Source organism: Paraconexibacter antarcticus (genome assembly GCF_024220175.1).
GTDB lineage: Bacteria > Actinomycetota > Thermoleophilia > Solirubrobacterales > Solirubrobacteraceae > Paraconexibacter > Paraconexibacter antarcticus.
This window is the reverse complement of record NZ_CP098502.1, coordinates 1,893,281-1,913,541: the sequence shown is the minus strand read 5'-3', so window position 1 is coordinate 1,913,541 and position 20,261 is coordinate 1,893,281. Positions and strand designations below refer to the sequence as shown.

At 73.5% G+C, this 20,261-nt stretch carries 20 protein-coding genes; 9 read left to right on the top strand and 11 right to left on the bottom strand.

The features are described from left to right. The first annotated feature begins 66 nt into the window (after positions 1-66). Genes NBH00_RS09425 through NBH00_RS09415 form a run of 3 tightly spaced genes read left to right on the top strand, consistent with a single transcriptional unit; the run spans position 67 to position 3,707 of the window. Positions 67-1,233 (top strand): SUMF1/EgtB/PvdO family nonheme iron enzyme, encoded by a 1,167-nt coding sequence (locus NBH00_RS09425; RefSeq protein ID WP_254573083.1) that lies wholly within the window; start codon positions 67-69, stop codon positions 1,231-1,233. Between the two features lie 9 nt (positions 1,234-1,242). Beyond that, positions 1,243-2,271: an L-histidine N(alpha)-methyltransferase gene (gene egtD, locus NBH00_RS09420; RefSeq protein WP_254573082.1), complete on the top strand. Its 1,029-nt coding sequence runs from the start codon at positions 1,243-1,245 to the stop codon at positions 2,269-2,271. Positions 2,272-2,312: 41 nt separating this feature from the next. After that, the gene (locus NBH00_RS09415) at positions 2,313-3,707 is read left to right on the top strand and encodes a wax ester/triacylglycerol synthase family O-acyltransferase (protein ID WP_254573081.1); all 1,395 of its coding nucleotides are present in this window, start codon (positions 2,313-2,315) and stop codon (positions 3,705-3,707) included. A 76-nt stretch (positions 3,708-3,783) separates the two neighbouring features. Here NBH00_RS09415 and NBH00_RS09410 read toward each other — a convergent pair whose 3' ends face one another. Beyond that, a complete protein-coding gene (locus NBH00_RS09410) occupies positions 3,784-4,950 on the bottom strand; it encodes an acetyl-CoA C-acyltransferase (RefSeq protein WP_254573080.1) in 1,167 nt (388 codons plus the stop codon). Positions 4,951-5,363: 413 nt separating this feature from the next. Here NBH00_RS09410 and NBH00_RS09405 point away from each other — a divergent pair, with 413 nt between their 5' ends. Beyond that, complete coding sequence (locus tag NBH00_RS09405; RefSeq protein WP_254573079.1) at positions 5,364-6,236, top strand: DUF559 domain-containing protein; 873 nt, start codon at positions 5,364-5,366, stop codon at positions 6,234-6,236. 335 nt (positions 6,237-6,571) lie between these two features. Here NBH00_RS09405 and NBH00_RS09400 read toward each other — a convergent pair whose 3' ends face one another. The 3 genes from NBH00_RS09400 to NBH00_RS09390 all read right to left on the bottom strand — a co-directional run bounded on the left by NBH00_RS09400 (position 6,572) and on the right by NBH00_RS09390 (position 9,240). Beyond that, positions 6,572-7,216, bottom strand: a complete 645-nt coding sequence (locus tag NBH00_RS09400; protein ID WP_254573078.1) for a metallopeptidase family protein — start codon at positions 7,214-7,216, stop codon at positions 6,572-6,574. A 32-nt stretch (positions 7,217-7,248) separates the two neighbouring features. Further along, positions 7,249-8,406: an acyl-CoA dehydrogenase family protein gene (locus NBH00_RS09395; protein ID WP_254573077.1), complete on the bottom strand. Its 1,158-nt coding sequence runs from the start codon at positions 8,404-8,406 to the stop codon at positions 7,249-7,251. Positions 8,407-8,613: 207 nt separating this feature from the next. Continuing rightward, positions 8,614-9,240, bottom strand: a complete 627-nt coding sequence (locus tag NBH00_RS09390) for a hypothetical protein (RefSeq protein ID WP_254573076.1) — start codon at positions 9,238-9,240, stop codon at positions 8,614-8,616. 33 nt (positions 9,241-9,273) lie between these two features. Here NBH00_RS09390 and NBH00_RS09385 point away from each other — a divergent pair, with 33 nt between their 5' ends. Beyond that, positions 9,274-10,842 (top strand): acyl-CoA carboxylase subunit beta, encoded by a 1,569-nt coding sequence (locus NBH00_RS09385; RefSeq protein WP_254573075.1) that lies wholly within the window; start codon positions 9,274-9,276, stop codon positions 10,840-10,842. Between the two features lie 40 nt (positions 10,843-10,882). Then, entirely contained in the window at positions 10,883-11,239 is a 357-nt protein-coding gene (locus NBH00_RS09380) for a rhodanese-like domain-containing protein (RefSeq protein ID WP_254573074.1), read from the top strand. 78 nt (positions 11,240-11,317) lie between these two features. Here the strand turns inward: NBH00_RS09380 and NBH00_RS09375 are convergent, their stop codons facing one another. Beyond that, positions 11,318-11,521: a cold-shock protein gene (locus NBH00_RS09375; RefSeq protein WP_254573073.1), complete on the bottom strand. Its 204-nt coding sequence runs from the start codon at positions 11,519-11,521 to the stop codon at positions 11,318-11,320. A 141-nt stretch (positions 11,522-11,662) separates the two neighbouring features. On the opposite strand from NBH00_RS09375, the gene NBH00_RS09370 reads away from it, so the two are divergent. After that, positions 11,663-12,499, top strand: coding sequence for an SDR family NAD(P)-dependent oxidoreductase (locus tag NBH00_RS09370; protein WP_254573072.1), 837 nt, complete (start codon positions 11,663-11,665; stop codon positions 12,497-12,499). Between the two features lie 5 nt (positions 12,500-12,504). Here NBH00_RS09370 and NBH00_RS09365 read toward each other — a convergent pair whose 3' ends face one another. The 4 genes from NBH00_RS09365 to NBH00_RS09350 are packed head-to-tail and all read right to left on the bottom strand — an operon-like array spanning position 12,505 to position 17,531. Then, positions 12,505-14,013, bottom strand: coding sequence for a long-chain-fatty-acid--CoA ligase (locus NBH00_RS09365; RefSeq protein WP_254573071.1), 1,509 nt, complete (start codon positions 14,011-14,013; stop codon positions 12,505-12,507). 11 nt (positions 14,014-14,024) lie between these two features. Continuing rightward, a complete protein-coding gene (locus tag NBH00_RS09360) occupies positions 14,025-15,872 on the bottom strand; it encodes an alpha/beta fold hydrolase (RefSeq protein ID WP_254573070.1) in 1,848 nt (615 codons plus the stop codon). A 42-nt stretch (positions 15,873-15,914) separates the two neighbouring features. Continuing rightward, a complete protein-coding gene (locus tag NBH00_RS09355; protein ID WP_254573069.1) occupies positions 15,915-16,430 on the bottom strand; it encodes a hypothetical protein in 516 nt (171 codons plus the stop codon). Between the two features lie 45 nt (positions 16,431-16,475). Next, on the bottom strand, positions 16,476-17,531 hold the full coding sequence (locus tag NBH00_RS09350; RefSeq protein ID WP_254573068.1) for a class I SAM-dependent methyltransferase: 1,056 nt from the start codon (positions 17,529-17,531) through the stop codon (positions 16,476-16,478). 27 nt (positions 17,532-17,558) lie between these two features. On the opposite strand from NBH00_RS09350, the gene arfB reads away from it, so the two are divergent. Together arfB and NBH00_RS09340 are read left to right on the top strand one after the other, a co-directional pair. Beyond that, positions 17,559-17,972 (top strand): alternative ribosome rescue aminoacyl-tRNA hydrolase ArfB, encoded by a 414-nt coding sequence (arfB, locus tag NBH00_RS09345; RefSeq protein WP_254573067.1) that lies wholly within the window; start codon positions 17,559-17,561, stop codon positions 17,970-17,972. Between the two features lie 57 nt (positions 17,973-18,029). Then, positions 18,030-19,100, top strand: a complete 1,071-nt coding sequence (locus tag NBH00_RS09340) for a phospholipase D-like domain-containing protein (RefSeq protein WP_254573066.1) — start codon at positions 18,030-18,032, stop codon at positions 19,098-19,100. Here NBH00_RS09340 and NBH00_RS09335 read toward each other — a convergent pair. After that, on the bottom strand, positions 19,058-19,819 hold the full coding sequence (locus tag NBH00_RS09335; RefSeq protein ID WP_254573065.1) for an LOG family protein: 762 nt from the start codon (positions 19,817-19,819) through the stop codon (positions 19,058-19,060). The two genes, NBH00_RS09340 and NBH00_RS09335, sit on opposite strands and share 43 nt — an antisense overlap. 28 nt (positions 19,820-19,847) lie before the next feature. Continuing rightward, positions 19,848-20,249, bottom strand: a complete 402-nt coding sequence (locus NBH00_RS09330; RefSeq protein WP_302182742.1) for a thiol-disulfide oxidoreductase DCC family protein — start codon at positions 20,247-20,249, stop codon at positions 19,848-19,850. Positions 20,250-20,261 lie beyond the last annotated feature (12 nt).

Genomic DNA, 20,261 nt, shown 5'->3' with positions numbered 1-20,261 from the left:
CCGGCACCGGGCCGACGCGCGATGATTGACGCGCCGCGCCTCCGGGCAGGGCAACCCAAACGGTCCATGGCCATCTCCCCCCGCCCATCCGCCGCCGACGTGATGGCCACCGACCTGGAGGCCGTCCGCGCACGGACCCGCGGCCTCGTCGCCCACCTCTCGACCGCGGACCTCGAGCGCCAGATCGACCCGATCCTCAGCCCGCTCGTCTGGGACCTCGGCCACATCGCCGCCTACGAGGACCTCTGGCTCGTGCACCGGCACGGGGGCCACGACCTGCTCCACGGCGAACTCGCGGCGCTCTACGACGCGTTCGAGACGCCGCGCGCCGTCCGCGGTGACCTCGCGATCCTCGGCCACGCGGACGCGCTGCGGTACCTCGACGACGTCCGGGCCCGCACGCTCGCGGTCATGGACGCCCGCGGCGTCGACCCCGTCCTGCACGAGATGGTCCTCCGGCACGAGCTGCAGCACACCGAGACGATGCTGCAGGCCATGGAGGTCGCCGGGCTGCTGCCGCCGCACGTCGCCGGTCCCGCCGCCGGCCCCGGCGTGGCGGGGCCCGAGTGGCTCGAGATCCCGGCGGGCCCGCTGCCGATGGGCGCCGCCGCCGGCGTCTTCGCCTACGACAACGAGCGCCCGGTGCGCCACGTCGAGGTCCCCGCGTTCCGCATCGCACGCCGCCCGGTGACCAGCGCCTCCTGGCTGACCTTCACCGAGGGCGGCGGCTACGTGCGCCGCGAGTGGTGGTCGGACGAGGGCTGGGCGTGGAAGGAGGACCAGGACATCAACGGGGACCACGTGCGGGCAGACGGGCCCTCCGGCACGCCCGTCTGCCACGTCTCCTGGTTCGAGGCCGAGGCCTTCGCCCGCTCCGTGGGCGCCCGCCTCCCCACCGAAGCCGAGTGGGAGAAGGCCGCCTCCCTCGCCCGCCGGCCGGCTCCGTCCTCCCCCATCGACCCGCTCGAAGGCGTCGGTCAGGTGTGGGAGTGGACGAGCAGCGAGTTCTCCGCGTACCCCGGCTTCCGCGCCCACCCCTACCGCGAGTACTCCGAGGTCTTCTTCGATCGCGGCTACCGCGTCCTGCGCGGTGGCTCGTGGGCCGCCGACCCACGCGTCGCGACGACGACGTTCCGCAACTGGGACCTCCCCCAGCGCAGCCAGATCTTCTCCGGTGTCCGCCTCGCGGCCGACGCCGTCCCCACCCCGTCCCCGCCGCCGAGCAGGAGCTGAAGCGACCTCATGGAGCCCATCCTCACCCTCGACCGCGTGACCGTCCGGTCCTACCTGGAGGCGGAGGCGGCGAGCAGCCTCGCCGAGGACGTCCTCGACGGGCTCACGCGGCCCTTCAAGGAGCTGCCGCCGAAGCACTTCTACGACGCCGCCGGCGCGGACCTCTTCGACCGGATCTGCGACCAGCCCGAGTACTACCCCACGCGGGCCGAGCGGACGATCCTGCAGCTGCAGTCGGGCGAGATCGCCCGGCTCACCGGTGCGGCGGAGCTCGTCGAGCTCGGGTCGGGGACGGCGGCGAAGACCCGCGTCCTCCTCGACGCGCTGCGGGACGCCGGAACCCTGCGCCGCTACGTCCCCTTCGACGTCACCGAGAACATGGTGCGCGAGGTGGCGACATCGATCGCGTCCGAGTACGACGACGTCGAGGTCCACGGGATCGTCGGCGACTTCGAGCGCCACCTCGAGCACGTCCCGGACCCGGTCGACGGCGAGCCGCGGATCGTCGCCTTCCTCGGCGGGACGATCGGCAACTTCACGCCCGGGTCGCGGCGCGGCTTCCTGCGCGGGATGGGCTCGCTGCTCGGCGACGACGACCACCTGCTGCTCGGCACCGACCTCGTGAAGGACCCCGCCGTCCTCGAGGCGGCGTACGACGACGCGGCCGGCGTGACCGCGGCGTTCAACCGCAACGTCCTGCGGGTGGTCAACCGGGAGCTCGACGCCGACTTCGACCCCGAGGCGTTCGACCACGTCGCCTTCTTCGACCGCGAGCACGAGTGGATCGAGATGCGGCTGCGGGCGCAGCGGCGGATGCTCGTGCCGATCCGCGGCCTCGGGATGGAGGTCGCGTTCGAGGCGCGCGAGGAGGTCCGCACCGAGATCAGCGCGAAGTTCACGCCGGAGCGGCTCGCGGCCGACCTCGCCGCCGCCGGTCTCGACCTCGTCGCGGTGCTCACCGACCCGGAGGAGCGCTTCGCCCTCAGCCTGTCGCGGCCCGCGGGGCCGGAGCGTCCTCCCGGGCGATTCCACCGCTGACCGCCGAGCCGAGCGGCTCGGCGCCGGTTAGGGTGCCGGGGATGGCGACGGAACTCAGCGCGTCCGACCGCTCCTCCCTCAGCGCCGAGCAGGGCCCGATCACCATGGCGATCGGGGGCGTCATGGTCTTCGAGGGCGGCCGGGCGTTCCGGCACGAGGTGCTCCACGAGCGGATCTCCTCGCGGCTGCACCTCATCCCGAAGTACCGCCAGCGCCTGCAGGCGCCGGCCCCCGGGGTGCTGAACCCCGTGTGGGTCGACGATCAGGGCTTCGACCTTGGCTACCACGTGCGCCGCGTCGCGCTGCCGGGGCCGGCGAGCGAGACGAAGCCGTCCGAGCAGCTCGCCGCCGTCGTCGGCGCCGAGATGTCCCGCAGGCTCGACCGCTCCCGCCCGCTGTGGGAGCTCACCGTCGTCGAGGGTCTGCCGCGCGGACGCGTCGCGCTGCTCACGAAGATGCACCACGCGCTCGTCGACGGCATGGCCGCGGTCGACATCGGGACCGTGCTGCTGGACCCGTCGCCCGAGCCGCTCGACATCCCGCCGCCCGACGAGCCGTGGCAGCCGCGGGCGTACGACCGCCGCCGGCACCTGACGAAGCTCGGGTTCACCCCGGCGCTGCAGGCGCGCAAGCTCGTGTTCGACTCGCTGGACCGGGCGCGGAACCCGCGCGCGCCGCTGAAGATGGCCGGTGACCTCCTGAAGGCGACCGAGCTCGTGACCGAGCTCGCGCGCTCCCGCCCGGCGGCGCCGATGACCCCGTTGAACGAGCCGATCGGCCCGAACCGGCGCTACGCGCTGCACCGGGCGCAGCTCGCCGACGTGAAGGCGGCGGCGAAGGCGGCCGGCGGGACGGTGAACGACGCGATCCTCTGCGTCGTCGCCGGGATGCTGCGGCGCTACCTCGCGGACGCGGGCGTCACGGTGACCTCGTCCCCCGTCGCGCTCATCCCGGTGTCGGTGCGCAAGGCCGGCGAGGAGGGCGGGAACCGCATCTCGACGGTGCTCGTCGACCTCCCGATCCACGAGGCCGATCCCGCCGAGCGGATCCGGCTGCTGAACGCGGCGATGCAGGAGATCAAGGACTCGGCGGCCGTCCGGGCGGGCGCGCTGGCGGTCGCGGCGAGCGGCTGGGCGCCGCCGCTCGTGTCGTCCGGGCTCGCCCGCGCGATGGGCGGCGTGCGCGCGTTCAACCTCGTTGTGAGCAACGTGCCGGGGCCGCAGACGACGTTCTACATGAACGGCTCGCGGATGCTGGAGGCGTACCCGTGCGTGCCGTTGAACCCGGCGAACCAGGGCCTGAACGTCGGCGTCATCTCCTACGACGGCGGCGTCGGTTTCGGCCTCATGGCCGACCGTGACCTGACGCCCGGGCTGGCCGTCGCGGCGAAGCACCTGCGCACGGCGGTCGACGAGCTCGTGGCGACCATCGGCTGAGGCGAACGCCGGGCGCGCGTCGGCTTGGGGGATGGCCCCCTGGGCCATCCCCCGGCGGTACTCGCCCCCTGGGCGACTACCGCAGGCGCTCGATGATCATCGCCTCGCCCTGGCCCTGAGCGACGCACATCGTCTCGAGGCCGATGGTGCCGTCGAGGGTCTCGAGGTCGTTCAGGAGCGTCGTCATGATGCGGACGCCGGTCATGCCGAACGGGTGCCCGAGGGCGATCGCCCCGCCGTGCGGGTTGAGCTTCGCGTAGTCGAAGCCGATCTCGTCGGCGATCGGGATGACCTGCGCGGCGAACGCCTCGTTGAGCTCGTAGACGTCGACGTCCCCGATGCTCATGCCGGCGCGCTGCAGGGCCTTCTTGATCGCCCCGATGGGCGCGACGCCCATGTACTCGGGCTCGTTGCCCCAGGTGGCGGCGGTGATGATGCGGGCGCGCGGCTTCAGGCCGAGCTCCTTCGCCTTGTCCGCGCTCATGACGAGCGAGGCGGCGGCGCCGTCGTTCAGCGGGCAGGCGTTGCCGGCCGTGACCGTGCCGTCCTCCTTGAAGGCGGGCTTCAGCGTCGAGAGCTTCTCGAGCGTCGTGCCGGCGCGCGGCCCGTCGTCCTTGGAGACGACCGTGCCGTCGGCGAGCGTCACGGGGACGATCTCGCGGTCGAAGAACCCGGCCTCCTGGGCGGCGACGGCGCGCTGCTGGGAGCTGACGGCGAACTCGTCCTGCTGCTCGCGCGTGACGCCGTACTTCGCGGCGACGTTCTCGGCGGTCATCCCCATCGCGATGTACGCGTCGGGCTCGCCGGGGTTCTTGCCCTGAAGGTGCTCGTTCTGGTCCTCGGGGTGCGCGGCCTCGGCCTGCGCGTTGTAGCGCGAGACGAACTCGACGCCGCCCGCGAGGTAGACGTCGCCCTGACCGGCGACGACGTTGTTCGCGGCGATGCGGATCGCGTCCAGGCCGCTCGCGCAGTAGCGGGAGATGGTCGACCCGTTGGTGGTCTGCGTGAGCTTGTCGGACAGCAGCACGGCGATGCGCGCGATGTTGTTCGCCTGCAGGCCCTGCTGGGCGCCGCAGCCGGCGATGAGCTCCTCGACCGTCGTCGGATCGACGCCGGGGTTGCGCTCCAGGAGCTGGTCGACGACGAACGCGAGCGTCTCGTCGGGGCGCAGGCTCACCATGGAGCCCTTGAACGCGCGGCCGATCGGGGTACGGATCGCGTCGACGATCACGGCTTCAGGCATGTTGTTCCTCTCGGATGTGGTGGTGCCCGGCGGTCTCACTCCACGGGCGGGTTTCCGATCCACGTCCCTGCCGGGACGGTGTCTCGCAGCACCCCGGCGGTCTCACTCCACGGGGCCCACCTCCAGGGTAGCGGATCGCTACGGACCCCACCATCGCCCTGCCTCCCCCGCTGCCGCCCCAGCTCCCTCTCGGGGACGCCGTCCATTTCCCCCGAGTGGGGTCGGAGGAACTGGACGGCCTGCCTCGCCGAACAGTGAGGCCGTCCATTACTTCCCAGTGGGGTCGGGGGAACTGGACGGCCTGCCTCGACGAGCAGTGAGGCCGTCCATTACTCCCCATTGGGGTCGGGGGAACTGGACGGGCCCTGGGTGATCGGGGGGGCGAGGTGAATCCGCCAGGGCCTAGTAGAGATATGCAGAGCGCGATCAGGGAACTGGCGTCACGGCAGGACGGTCTCGTCGGGCGGTGGCAACTCGCCGCAGAGGAGGACGCGCTCAAGTGCGCCCGCGCCGACTGGGCGCTGCGGGATCTGCGCCGTGTGTTCCCCGGCGTCTGCATCACCGGCTGGGGACCCCTCACCCAACGTCAGATCTGGCGCGCCGCGACACTCACCGCGCCCGACACGGCGCTGCACGTGGCGAGCGCCGCGGGGCTCCTCGGCATGCGACCCGACCCGGGACGATTCGTCACCGTCGTCCGTCCCGGCAACCGGGGTGCCACCCGGAGCGGGCGCCTGCGCGTCGCCTACTCGACGACGCTCGGGCCTGACCTGACGGTCGCGGACGGCATCCCGACGACCACCGCGGAACGGACCCTCGTCGACCTCTGGCCCCACCTCCATGCGCACGATCGCTCGAAGATGCTCCGAGAGGCGCTCCGGCTCGGGCTCACGACAGCACCGGCGCTGCTGTCCGCCCTTCATCGACACCGCCGTCGCCTGGGTGCCACCGCCCTCCGCACGGAGGTGCTCGCGCGAATCGACCTTCCGTTCGACCGCTGCAAGTCGGACGGCGAGGCCTTCGGGCTCGTCGTCCTGCAGGACGCCGGCGTGCCGATCCCCGAGGTCAACGCCCGATTCGCCGGCGAGGAAGCCGACTTCTGCTGGCCCGACCTCCGTCACATCATCGAGATCGACGGGCCGCAATGGCACCGGTTCAAGGAGGAGGACGCGCGGAAGACCGCCACCTGGGTGGCGGCCGGCTTCCGGGTCGACCGCATCCCGAGCGACCTCGTCTTTGCCGAACCGCAGGAGCTGCTGCGCCTCGCTCCCCCACCCCGCGTCTGAGCCCGTCCACTTCCCCCGATCAGGGTCGGGAGAAATGGACGGGCTCGCGGTGTCCGCGGTCAGGCCGTCCGTTTCTCCCGAGTGGAGGCGGGGGAAATGGACGGCGTCGAATGGACGGGCTCGCGGTGTCCGCGGTCAGGCCGTCCGTTTCTCCCGAGTGGAGGCGGGGGAAATGGACGGCGTCGAATGGACGGGCTCGCGGTCTCCGCGGTCAGGCCGTCCGTTTCCCCCGAGTGGAGGCGGGGGAAATGGACGGCGTCGCGCGGGGGTGGGCGGGCGCGGGCGGGCGGGCGCGGGCGGGCACGGACGGACGGACACCGGCGGGCGGGCGGGCGCTACAGCCCCAGCCCCTCCACCCCGAGCTCGTCGAACCCGATGTGGTGGGCGAGCTCGTGGCGGACGGTCTGGGTGACCTGGGCGCGGAGGAGCTCCGGGTCGTGGCCGAAGTCGCGGCGGAGGGTGTCGCGGTAGATGACGATGCGGTCGGGGACCTCGTCGCGGGTGGCGCCGTCGCCGTGGTAGAGGCCGTAGGCCTTGCGGCGGCGGCCACCGTCGGAGATGACGACCGCGACGTTGTGGTTCTCGACGAGCGGGCGCAGGAGGTCCGGGAGCTCGTCGAGGGCGTCGCGGACGAGCTCCTCGAAGTCGTCGTCGTCGTACGGGTCGAGGTCCAGGAAGTCGGTCTCGTCCGGCTCGGCGTACGTCCCCTCGCGGGCGAGGTGCTCGGCGCGGCGGACGACCTGCTCGAACTCCTCCTCGCTCTCCGGCTCGGTCCAGCCGGCGAGGCGGAGCCCGACGGCGACCATGCCGCCACCGAGGGCGGCCGCCGCCACGACGACGAGCGCGATCGTCTCGAGCGCCTTGATCGCGCCGTTCGAGGACCACCCCTGCAGGACGACGATCGCGCTGAGCCCGAGGCTCAGCGCGACGACCGCGGCGACCGCGGTCCGCCGCACCTGTTGCTGCTCCGATCCGCGCACACGACCCAGCCTAGCCGCTGGGTCCGGGGCCGTCAGGCCGTCATCTGGCGGGCGATGACGACGCGCTGGATCTCGTTCGTGCCCTCGTAGATCTGGGTGATCTTCGCGTCACGCATCATGCGCTCGACGGGGTAGTCGTTGACGTAGCCGTAGCCGCCGAGGATCTGGATCGCCTCGAGCGTCACCTTCATCGCGTTGTCGGACGCGAACAGCTTCGCCATCGACGTGTACTTCGGCAGGTCGGCGGGGCGCTCGGGCCGGTCGCACATCGCGCAGGCCTTGTAGAGGAGCTCACGCGCGGCGGCGGTCCCCGTCTCCATGTCGGCGAGCTTGAACTGCAGACCCTGCAGCTGATTGATCGGCTTGCCGAACGCCAGGCGCTCCTTCGCGTACTGGTTGGCGTAGTCGGTCGCGCCCTGGGCGATGCCGACCGCCTGCGCGGCCGCCCCGAGGCGCGTGCGCTCGAGCGTCGAGAGCGCGACGGACAGGCCCTTGCCCTCCACGCCGATGATGTTCTCGTGGGGGACGCGGACGTCCTCGAGCACCGGGGACCCCGTCGGCGAGCCCTTGATGCCGAGCTTGTGCTCGTAGTTGCCGATCGAGAACCCGGGCCGGTCGGCCTCGACGAGGAACGCCGTGATGCGGTTCTTCTCGCGGTCGGTCTTCGCGAAGACGACGTAGTAGTCGGCGATCCCGGCGTTCGTGATCCAGTTCTTCGTCCCGTTGATGACCCACTCGTCGCCGTCGCGCACCGCCGTCGTGCGCATCGCCGCCGGGTCCGAGCCCGCCTCGGGCTCCGACAGCGCGAAGGCGGGCGAGCACTCGCCGGACGCGAGCTTCGGGAACCACTTGGCCTTCAGCTCGTCGCTGGCGTGCAGCGTCAGCGGGAGCGAGCCGAGCTCCTGGATCATGAGGATGAGCGCCGAGGACGCGCAGACCTTCGCGATCTCCTCGACGGCCATCTGCAGCATGAGGGTCCCGGTGCCGGTCCCCCCGTACTCCTCCGAGAAGGGCAGCCCGAGGATGTCCTGCTCGGCCAGGAGCTTGCGGATGTCGTGCGGGTACGCCGCCTCACGATCGATGTCCGCCGCGCGCGGCGCGATCTGCTCCTGCGCGATCTGGCGCACCAGATCCCGGAAATCGAGCATGTCCTGCGGGATCGAGTACAGATCGGGCGCGGTGGTCTCCATGGCGGTCATCGTATCCACGCACACACGCCCGCGGACAGGCGGCCCGCGCCAGGAACCGCGGCGAAAACTGTCCCGCGACGACAGGAGATCGCCAGATCCTCGGAGATCAGACGACCGCAGGGCCGATGTTGGAGCTTGACCACCTTCGGATCACCGCGTAAACCGACCCGCAGATTGGCGCGTAGGCGCTCCTCGCGCCGGTCGCCCTCAGGCGATCTGCGTCGCGGTCCCGGGCGTGCTCGGCACCGAGGGTGCCGGGGACGGGGACGGGGACGGGGACGTGCCCCCGCCGGCCGCCGTGTCGAGCCGGTACCACTCGGCGATGTGCCCGTCGGCGACGCGGATCGCGCTGCGGGCCCGGCCCCCGGCCCCGCCCATGCAGTTGCCCCCGACCCGCTCGGTGAGGACGAAGTCGACGATCGTGAACCCGTGGGCCGCGCGCCGCATCCGCGTCGCCTTCGCGCCGCAGGGGAACGCGTCGTTGAAGATGACGCGGTCGGCGGGCGACCGCAGCGTCAGCACCTGCGTCCCGTTCTGCACCTTCGACGGCATCGCGAAGAAGCGGGCCGCCCGCTGGATCTGCCCGTCGCTCAGCGCGCCGAGCCACTTCGTGATGACCCGGCGGCTCACCGCGTCCGCCGCCTGCCCGCCGGCCCGCGTCGGCACCGCGGGCGGCAGCCCGAAGGCCTTCGGGGACGGCGCCACCCCCGGCGTGGAGGACGACGCGCCGCCCGCCGTGCCGTCGATCGTCAGGGTCGTCGAGCCCCCGCCCCCGCACCCAGCCAGGCCGCCCAGCGCGAGCAGCGTCAGGGCCACGGGAAGACGACGGTGCATGCCTCCATCATCGCAGCCCCCTAGCCTGCGCCCATGACCTGGGAGCCGGAGCTGGAGGAGCTGGCGCGCCGCCGCGCGCTCGCCCACGAATTGGGCGGGGCCGAGCGCGTCGCCCGTCAGCACGCGAGCGGGCGCCTCACCGTCCGCGAGCGCCTCGACGTGCTCCTCGACGCCGGCTCGTGGCGGGAGACCGGCGAGCTCGCGGGGGTCGCCACCTACGCGGACGACGGCACCCTCGAGAGCCTCACGCCCGCGAACATGCTCGTCGGGCAGGGCACGGTCGACGGCCGCGGCGTCGTCGTCCAGGGCGACGACTTCACGGTTCGCGGCGGCGCCGCCGACGCGGCGATCTGGCAGAAGATGGTCTGGGCCGAGCGGGCCGCGCACGACCTGCGCAGACCCCTCGTCCGGCTCGTCGACGGGACCGGCGGCGGCGGCAGCGTGAAGACGCTCACGTCGATGGGCTTCAGCTACGTCCCGCCGCTGCCGAGCGTCGACCTCGCCGTCGACAACCTCTCGCGCGTCCCGGTGGCGACCGCCGCGCTCGGGCCCTGCGCCGGGCTCGGCGCCGCCCGCGTCGTCATGAGCCACTTCAGCGTCATCGTCGACGGCCTCGCCCAGCTCTTCGTCGCGGGCCCGCCCGTCGTCGCCTGGGCGATGCACGAGACGCCGGACAAGGAGGAGCTCGGCGGGGCGAAGGCCCAGACCCGGGCGGGCGCGGTCGACAACCTCGCGAAGACCGAGGAGGACGCGTTCGCGCAGATCCGCCGCTTCCTCTCCTACCTGCCGTCGTCGGTCTTCGCCGCGCCGCCGGTCACGGCGACGACGGACCGGCCCGACCGCCGCGAGGAGGAGCTGCTGTCGATCGTCCCCCGCGACGAGCGCAAGACCTACCGGATGCGCCGCGTCCTCGAGCTCGTCTTCGACACCGGCTCGGTCTTCGAGCTCGGCGCCCGCCATGGCCGCTCGACGATCACGGCGCTGGCCCGGCTCGACGGGCGCCCGGTCGGCGTCCTCGCCTCCGACCCGCTGCACTACGGCGGCGGCCTCACCGCCGGGGCCGCCGAGAAGCTCGAGCACTTCGTCGACCTCTGCGATCAGTTCCACCTCCCGGTCGTGAACCTCGTCGACCAGCCCGGCTTCGTCGTCGGGACCGCGAGCGAGCGCGCCGGGACGATGCGCCGCGGCGCCCGCGCGCTGTGCGCCGTCCGCCACGCGCAGGTCCCGTGGTGCTCGATCCTCGTCCGCAAGTGCTACGGCATCGCCGGGGCCGGGCACGGGGACGGCGCGCGCCTGAACCTCCGGTACGCCTGGCCGAGCGGCAACTGGGGCTCGCTGCCGATCAGCGGCGGCCTCGAGGCCGCGTTCAGGCGGGACCTCGAGGCCGCCGAGGACCCGGTCGCCCTGCGCGCGCAGATCGAGGCCGAGCTGCAGGCCGTCATGTCCCCGTTCCGCACCGCGGAGAAGTTCTCCGTCGAGCACATCATCGACCCGCGCGACACCCGGCGCCTGCTCTGCGAGTGGGCGGCGCAGGCCCACGACATCGTCGCGCAGGACCTCCTCGCGGGCCGGGCCGAACGCGCGCACGGCTACCGGCCGTGAGCACGCCGCGACCGCACCCCCACCCCCTACCATGGTCGCCATGACGCCCGCCTTTCCCCCGTCGGACGGCCTCGAGGTCACCCCCGAGCAGACCGCGCAGGCGCTGTCCGCCGGCGACGTGCTCGTCGTCGACGTCCGCGAGCCGGCCGAACGCGACGCGGGCCACCTGCCGGGCTCGGTCCACATCGGCCTGCAGGAGCTGTCCGCCCGGGCCGCCGAGCTGCCGAAGGACCGCACGATCGTCTTCCAGTGCCGCGTGGGCGGGCGCTCGTTCATGGCCGCCCAGGCGCTGCGCCAGGCCGGCTACGACGCGTGGTCGATGTCCGGCGGCCTGCTCCAGTGGCACGCCGAGGGCCGCCCGCTCGCCCCCGAGGGCGGCGTCGTAGCCGACCACTGAGGGGCACGGCTGCCGACGGCCCGGCGGGACTCCCCGCCGAGGCCGTGGTGCGGGACTTCTCCGGGTGACCCCGGGCGTCTAGAGCTTCGTGACGGCGACGGCCTTCGGGCCCTTGTCGCCCTGCTCCTCCTCGTACGACACGCGCGCGCCCTCGGCGAGCGAGCGGTAGCCATCGGCGATGATCCCTGAGTGGTGGACGAAGAGGTCGCGGGAGCCTTCGTCAGGCGTGATGAACCCGAACCCCTTGTCGTCGCTGAACCACTTCACGGTGCCTGTCGGCATGTCTGGCAATCCTCCGAGAATCAGTTGCGTCCGGAGAGGCAGCCAGCCAAGGCCCCTCGCCGGGCGATGTACAGCAGGAAACGCTACCAGCAGCCCCCCGGCGATTCCTAGGGTTTCGCCGCGTGGGTTAGCGTTGTGCTCATGAGCTCCCCCATCGTCGCCGTCGTCACCGGGGCCTCCAGCGGGCTGGGCGAGGCCACCGCGCGGCTCCTCGTCGCCCAGCACGGGGCGCGCGTCGTCCTCGTCGCCCGCCGCGAGGAGCGGCTGCAGGCCCTCGCCGCCGAACTGCCCGGCGCGACGTACGTCGCCGCCGACCTCACGGACCCGCGCGCCGCCGACGCCATCCGCTTCCACCTCATGGAGGAGCACGGCGGCCGCCTCGACCTGCTCGTGAACAACGCCGGGGCGGCGTGGCGCTCGACGTTCTTCGACGGCGGCTTCGACAACGTGCAGCGGACGATGGCGGTGAACTTCGACGCCGTGCTCCGGCTGACCGAGGCGCTGCTGCCGCTCCTGCGCGCGAGCGCCCCCAGCGCGATCGTGAACGTGTCCTCGACCGCCGCGCGGGTGAGCCGCGCCGGGTCGGCGGCGTACTCCGCGTCGAAGGCCGCCCTCGCCGCCTGGTCCGACGGCCTGCACCTCGAGGAGGCGCCGCACGGCGTCCACGTCGGCGTCGTCCTGCCCGGCTTCATCTCGACCGAGGGCTTCCCCCAGGCCGAGCTCACCGCCAGCGCGGCGACCCGCTGGCTCGTCTCCACGCCGGAGAAGGGCGCGCAGGCGATCGTCGACGCCGGGCTGAAGCGCCGCGCGGAGCGCTACGTCCCGCGGCCCTACGCGCTCGCGGCGATCCTCCGCGTCGCGCTGCCGGCCGTCGCCCGCCTCATCCTCAGCGGCGGGCCGGCGAAGGCGATGACGACGCGCACCGGCGCCGACGCGGCCGACGCGCGCGCCGCCGAGGCGGGGGCCGCCTCGGACTGAGCCGGTCAGGCCTCGGGGGCCTGGATCTCGCGCTTGAGGATCTTCCCGGTCGGCCCCTTCGGCAGCTCGTCGACGAGCCACACGCGCCGCGGGTACTTGTAGGCGGCGACCTGGTCCTTCACGAAGGCCTGCAACTCCTCCGGCGTGACGTCCTCGCCGTCCTTCAGCGCGACGGCGGCGCCGACCTCCTCGCCGAGCTCGTCGTGCTTCATCGCGACGACCGCCGCCTCGCGCACCGCGGGGTGCTCGTAGAAGACCTCCTCGATCTCGCGCGGGTAGACGTTGTAGCCGCCGCGGATGATGAGGTCCTTCTTGCGGTCGACGACGAAGAAGTAGCCGTCCTCGTCGACCTTCGCCATGTCGCCGCTGAAGAACCAGCCGTCCTTGATCGCCTCGGCGGTGGCGTCGGGACGGTCCCAGTAGCCCTTCATGACGTTGTGACCCTTGATCGCGATCTCGCCGACCTCGCCGGCGGGCAGGTCGTTGCCCTCGTCGTCGACGACCTTCATCTCCACGCCGGCGATCGGGGTGCCGATCGACCCGGGCTTGCGCTCCCTGTCCGGGTGGTTGAAGGAGGCGACCGGCGAGGTCTCCGAGAGGCCGTAGCCCTCGAGGACCTTGCAGCCGAACTTCTCCTCGAACGCCTTCATCACCTCGACGGGCATCGCCGATCCGCCGGAGGCGCAGACCTTCAGCGTCGACGTGTCGAACGAGCCGGCGTCCGGGTGGTGGAGGATCGCGCCGAACATCGTCGGCACGCCCTCGAAGACGTTGACCTTGTCGCGCTGGATGATCTCGAGCGCCTTGCCGGGGTCGAAGCGCGGGATGAGCGTCAGGACGCCGCCGGCGCGCATCGTGGCGTTCAGGCCGCACGTCTGGCCGAAGGAGTGGAAGAGCGGCAGCGCCCCGAGGGCGACCGCGTCCTCGCCGAGCCCGAAGAGCTCGGTGGCGGCGATCGCGTTGCGGCGCATGTTGCCGTGGGTGAGCTCGGCGCCCTTCGGCGTGCCCGTCGTGCCCGAGGTGTAGAGGATGACGGCGGTGTCGTCGTCCGCGCGCTCCACCGGGGTCTCGCAGGCGACGGGCGCCGAGCCGATGAGCTCGATGAACCCGGTCGGGTCGACGACGATGCACTCCGCGCCGGCCTCGTCGGCACCGGTCTGCGCGGCCTCGGCGAAGTCCTTCCACGCGAAGACGGCCTTCGCGCCCGGGTCCTTGAGGTAGAACGCCGTCTCGCGGCCCTTGAGCAGGACGTTCATCGGGACGACGACGCCGCCCGCGCGGAGGATGCCGTAGTAGGCGATCGCGAAGTGCGGGACGTTCGGCAGCATGATGCCCACGCGGTCGCCCGGCTCGATGCCCTTCTCCTGCAGCATCCCGGCGACGTGCATCGTCGCGCCGTTGAGCTGCCCGTAGGTCAGGACGACGTCGTCGAGCCGGAGCGCGGGGTGGTCGGGGTTGCGCGCGGCGGACTCGGTGAGGAACCCGGCGAGGGAGGCGGTGGCGGTGGCGCTCATCGCCCCCGACCCTACCCCAGGGTCAGGGTTCTCGACACCGATCCGCGTGCGCCCGATCGCGCCACGTATGTCGCCCCCACGCGGTAGCGCCCGTGGGTGAGCCGACGGGTGAGCGTCACGGTGACCAGTCGCGAGCGGGCCGTCGTCAGCGCGCGTGCCGAGGCCGACCCGAGGCGCCGGCCGGCGGCGTCGTGGATCCGGACGGTCAGGGTGCGCAGTCCCTGACCGCTCACGCGCACCCGGACGCGCAGCCGGCGCGCGCCGCGCTTGGAGTCGCTCGGGCCCGGGAGGCCGAGCGTCACGCGCGCCTTCCGCACGCGCTTCACCGCGGCGGCCGCGGGCGTCGCCGGCGGCACGGTGACGGCCGGGAGCGTCACCTTCAGGGCGCTGACGTCGAGCGCGCCGGCGGCGGTCTGCGGCCGGTAGAGCGTCGTCGCCGGGATGAGCTGCAGCGTGTAGCGCGAGGACGGCGTGAGATGCAGCGCGACCGCCTCGAGGTCGCGGGAGATCGTGTGCGGCCTGCCGTCGAGGGTCACCGGGATCGGCGTCGCCTGGTTGCCCGCGACGAGGTTCGCCTGCGTGTCGACGAGCTGCGCGAAGACGTGGGTGGCGCCGCTGCCGGTGCCGGTGTAGGTGAGGTCCAGGTGCGGCGTGCCGACGACCTCGGTCGCCGCCGCCGGCGCGGGGATGGCCGTCGAGAGCGCGGCCGGCGACGGGCTCGCGTAGATCGTCCCACCGGTGCCCGGGCCGGGCGCGATGGCGAGCGTGCCGTGGCCCGTCGCGGTCGGCAGGACCTTCGCGGGCGGCAGCGGGTAGTCCGGGGCGGTGTGCCAGGTGCCGGTCTGGTCGACCCATTCGAAGCGCGGCCCCGTGCTCACCGTCGGGTCGGCCTTCAGGTAGCGGCCGAACCAGGCGAGGACGTCCTTCTCGATGCGGGTCTTCTCGGTGCCCGGGTTCGTGAGGCAGACGCCGTGGCCGCCGCAGTGCCAGAGCATCTTCACCTGGACGCCGTTCCGGCGGAGGATCCCGTAGTTCGTGATGGCCTCCTGGAGCGTGAAGAGCGTGTCCGGGGTGCCCTGGGTGAGAAACGTCGGGATCGAGATGCGGTCGACGAGATCCCCCGGGCCGCGCGCGGCGAAGTACGCGAGCGACGCGTCCGACAGCGTCCCCGTGGCCGTGCCCTCCAGGTACGCCTGGCTGATGCGGCTGTCGAGCGTCCCGGTCTGCGGAGAGGGCGCGACGAGGCCCTGGGCGAGCGAGGTCGGGACGCCGGCGCCGTAGAGGATGTCGCCCCACCCCGACTTGAAGGCGCCGTCCTTGTCGAGGCTCGTGAGGAGCGAGTGCCAGGAGATGTCGGGGACGATCGCGTCGAGGCGGTTGTCGATCCCGGCGCTGACGAGCTGGATGCCGCCGCCGTAGCTCGACCCGACCATGCCGACGCGCGGGTCGCCGGGCGCGTCGTTCAGCGACTCGGGCTGCTGGGCGACGTAGTCGATGAGCGCGCTGACGTCGCGGCCCTCGGCGTCCGGGCCGTCGACCTCGACGGTGCCGCCGGAGGCGCCGAACCCGCGCGCGTCCCAGACGAGGACGTTGTAGCCGGCGCGGCGCAGCGGGCCGTTGCCGATCGTGCCGGCCGCCGCGGAGCCGGAGTCGGGGTTCGTCGAGTGCGACCCGGCCCAGCCGTGGCCGGAGAGGACCGTCGGCGCGGTCTGCCCCGGCGCGAGGCCGGCGGCGGGGTAGAACGCCCCGACGATCGGGGGGCCGTCGAAGCTCTTGACGACGAAGTCGCGGGCGTGCGCGGCCGGGGCGGCGGCCGCCAGCGTCGCGAGGGCAAGGGACAGGACGGCCGGGACGCGCATGGACGCGGCATCGTACGGGCCCGGGCCGACGGGCGGCGTCGGTCAGCCTGCGGGCCCGGCGCTGCGGGCCTCGCGCTCGCGGCGCGCGCGGCGGGTGTCCGCCGACGCCTCGGCGTCCACGGCGAGGAGCATGAGGACCTTGCGCGCGAGGCCGAGCGGGCCGATGAAGTCGACGCGGCCGTCGGCGAGGCGGGCGAGCGCGGCCCGGCCGCGCGGGGAGAGCGGCTTCGGCAGCCCGCCCGCCAGCGGCGCCGCGATGAGCGAGTTCACGTCCCCGAGGCGGCCGACGATCTCGAGGTCGTGGGCGCGGTCCTCCTCCTCGCGCAGGTCCTCGACGTGGATCTCGTCGCCGCGGAAGTCGATGCGCACGGGCGAGTAGTCGTCGACGAACCGCAGCACGACGGTCCCGCGCAGCTCGCCGGCCAGCCCGGGCCGGAGGATGACGCCGTGCCGGACGAGGACGTAGACGCTCGCGGCGATCGACTCGTCGGTGAGGACGCCGAGCAGCACGGACGGGGCGGCGACGTCCGGCTCGTGCTCCTGCTCCGGGGCGGACATCCGGCGGAGCCTGAACGACGGTCGGCGCCGCGGGTGTGACACCAGTCACGCCCGTCCGGTGACGAGCATCTGCCCCGGCGCCCGCAGCAGCCGGCGCACGCGGACGTCCCGCAGCCCCGCCTCGGCGAGCATCCCGCGGACCTCGGCCGCGGTGCACGTCCGCGCGCCGCTCGAGACGTGGAAGAGGACGCCGGTGAGCGTGCCGATCTGCGTGCCCGTCGCCCCCGGCTCCGGCCGCTCCTGCTCGAAGACCGCGAGCCGGCCCCCCGGGCCGAGCGCGGCGCGCATCCGGCGCAGGAGCAGGACGGCGTCCGCGCGCGGCAGGTGGTGGACGATGTTCGCGGCGAGCGCGATGTCGTACCCGGCGGGCGGGCGGCGCAGGTCCGAGGTGAGGATGTCGCCGACGACGTGCTCCACGCGCCCGCTCATCCCGTGCTCGGCGACGATGCGGCGGCCGACCCGGGCGGCTCCCTCGAGCTCGACGACCGTCGCCCGCAGGCGCCGGTGGCGGCGGCAGAGCGCCATCGAGTACCCGCCGTGGCCGCCGGCGACGTCGAGCGCCGTCCGGGCCCGCCGCGGCGCCCTGATCGCCCGGGCGACGTCGGGAGCGCTGTAGCCCGAGAGCTGGAAGAGGCCGCGCAGGTACCGCTCCCAGTACGGGTCGTCGGGCCCGTAGGCGTGGATCCCCTGCGCCGGGCCGCCGCGCAGGACGTCCTCGAGCCCGTCGAACGCCTCCCACATGTCGTGGGTGAAGGTCATCCAGTCGGTGACCGAGGTCCGGCCGCCGGGCGTCATCGTCCGCCGGCCCTTCGCGGAGAGCCGGTGCACGCGGCCGGCGGCGTCGGCGTCGAGGTAGCCAAGGGCCCGCAGCGCGGGCAGGACGACGTCCAGGCCCGCCTCGGTGAGCCCCAGCCGGGCCGCGAGCGCGGGCGCGTCGGCCGGCGCCTCCGCGAGCGCCGCGAAGATCCCGACCCGGGCGGCGACCATGAGGGTCCGCGCCTGCATGAGGGCGACGTAGCTGTCGAAGATCGGCTCGGGCGCGAGGCCCGCCGCGAGGCCGACCGCCTCCGGGATCGTGTCGGGCCGGACCGAGAGGCGCATGCTGCAGGTCCTACCATGCCGGAGGCCATGGCGGACGTGCTGCCCATCACCGGATCCGTCGCGATCCCGCTCGCCGAGATCGAGCTGCGCACGACCCGCTCCTCCGGGCCCGGCGGCCAGCACGCGAACGTCACCGACTCCCGGGTCGAGGCGTCCTTCGACGTCGCCGCCTCCGCGACGCTCTCGGACGGCCAGAAGGCCCGGGTCATCGCGAAGGCCGGACCGACGATCCGCGCGGTCGCCCAGGACGCCCGCTCGCAGCTGCGCAACCGCGAGGTCGCCCTCGAGCGGCTCGCCGGCAAGCTCCGCGACGCGCTCCACGTCGACCGCCCGCGCCGGCCGACGAAGCCCTCCCGCCGGGCGAAGGCCAAGCGCGTGGACGCGAAGAAGCAGGTCGGCGAGCGCAAGCGAGGCCGGCAGCGCCCACGGCTCGACGACTGACCGCGCACCAGCCGGGCAACACGCGCGCCCCGTGCGCCTCGTTAGCGTGCACGGACCATGACGAGCCCGATCAAGGTCGCGACCCTCACGCAGGGTGGCCAGGACGCCGAGCAGACGGCGGCGATGCTCATCGGCTTCCTCGGCCTGGCCACCACGTCGCTCGACCTCGCGCTCTACGACGTCCGGCTCCCGGGGACGGTCGGCGACGGCGTCGCGGACGCGCTGCGGGCCGCCCGCGACCGCGGCGTCGCGGTCCGGATCGCCTACAACGGCGAGGACGAGCCGTCCGGCCGGCGCTTCCCGCCCCCGCCGCGCACCGTCCCCGAGATCCTCGCGGGGGTCGGCGTCCCGCTGCGGCCGATCCCGGGCGAGCCGGACCTCATGCACCACAAGTACGTCGTCCGCGACGGCGAGGCCGTGTGGACGGGATCGGCGAACTGGACGCTCGACTCGTGGACCCTGCAGGAGAACGCGATCGTCACGCTGCGCTCGCCGGCGATCGCCGCCGCGTACGCGCGGGACTTCGCCGCCCTGTGGGACGGCGGGCACGTGCAGGGCACCGGCGACTTCGACGTCCCGCCCGTCGAGGTCGGCAGCGCGACCGTGCGGGCGTGGTTCTGCCCCGGCCGCGGCGAGGCGCTGTCGCACCGGATCGCGAAGGCCATCGGCGCCGCCCGCACCCGCGTGCGCATCGCCTCCCCCGTCCTCACCGCCGGCCCGATCCTCGGGACGCTCGCGGAGGTCGTCGCCGAGCGGCGCGCCGACATCGCCGGGGTCTGCGACGCGACGCAGGTGCAGCACGTCTTCTCGCAGTGGCGGCAGAACCCGGCGTCCGCGTGGAAGGCGCCGCTGCTCGCGCGGGTCCTCGTCGGGGCCTCGTTCACCGGCAAGCGGTCGACGCCCTACGGGCCGGGCTCGGTCCACGACTTCATGCACGCGAAGGTCACCGTCGCGGACGACACGGCCTTCGTCGGCTCCTTCAACCTCAGCCGCTCCGGTGAGCTGAACGCCGAGAACGTCCTCGAGATCCGCGACCACGCGGTCGCCGACCGGCTCGCGGCCTACGTCGACGCGCTGCGCGCCGCCTACCCCGACCCGGTCGACGTGCCCGCGCCCGTCGCCCACTGACGGTCGGCCGCCGCCTGGCAGACCGCGACGATCTCGTCGATCGAGTCGGTGACGCGGAGCAGGTCGACGTCCCCGGGCGAGACGAGCCCGCGCGTCACCATCTGCGCCCGGATCCAGTCGAGGAGGCCGCCCCAGAAGTCGCTGCCGACGAGCAGCACGGGGAAGTCGGCGACCTTGCCCGTCTGGATGAGGCAGAGGGACTCGAAGAGCTCGTCGAGAGTGCCGAAGCCGCCCGGCATGACGACGAAGGCCCCGGCGTAGCGGACGAACATGATCTTCCGCGTGAAGAAGTAGTGGAACATGAGCTCCACGTCCTGGTACGCGTTCGGCGACTGCTCGAACGGCAGCTCGATGTTCAGGCCGATCGAGCGTGCCCCCGCCTCCTGCGCGCCGCGGTTGCCCGCCTCCATGAGGCCGGGACCGCCGCCCGTGATGACGTCGAAGCCCGCCTCCCCGAGCCGCCGGCCGACCTCGCGGGCGAGCGCGTACGTCGGGTCCCCCGCCGGGATGCGGGCGGACCCGAAGATCGAGACGGCCCGGTGCGTGCCCGTGAGCGCGGCGAAGCCCATCTCGAGCTCGGCCCGCATCCGCTCGACCCGCTGCGCGTCGGTGTACTGGCCCGTGACGGTCGGCAGCTCGGCCGCGAGCAGCTCCTCGTCAGGGGTCCGCGGGTCGTGGCGACGACGCGGGTCGGGCGGGGTCGGCTTCGAGGCGGCCATGGTGGCCTCACGCTAGCGGCCGGCTGCGTCAGGCGGTGGTGCCGGGCGCCGAGCGCCGGGCGAGCTCCGCGTCGGCGCGCCGCTTCGCCGCCGTCGGGACCGCCTTGCTCACGGTGACGCGGTTGCTCGCGATGACGCCGTAGCCGGAGCGGACGAGCCACGGGACGAGCCGCGCGACGAGCGTGACCGGGAGCCCGCCCCGGAGCAGGCGGCCGACGACGGCGACCGCGTCGCCCCCGGAGTGCACCACGCCGTCGGGGCCGACGACGTGGGCGGTCTTCAGGCGCAGCTCCGGCGCGACGCCGGCGAGGAGCTCCTGCCCGCGGGGCGACTGGATCGCGACGGGCGCGAGCGTGGCCCGGCCCTTCGCGTCCCAGGCCAGGAGCTGGACGACCGACCAGCGGCAGAAGCCGCAGTCGGCGTCGTACAGCAGGTGCGTCGG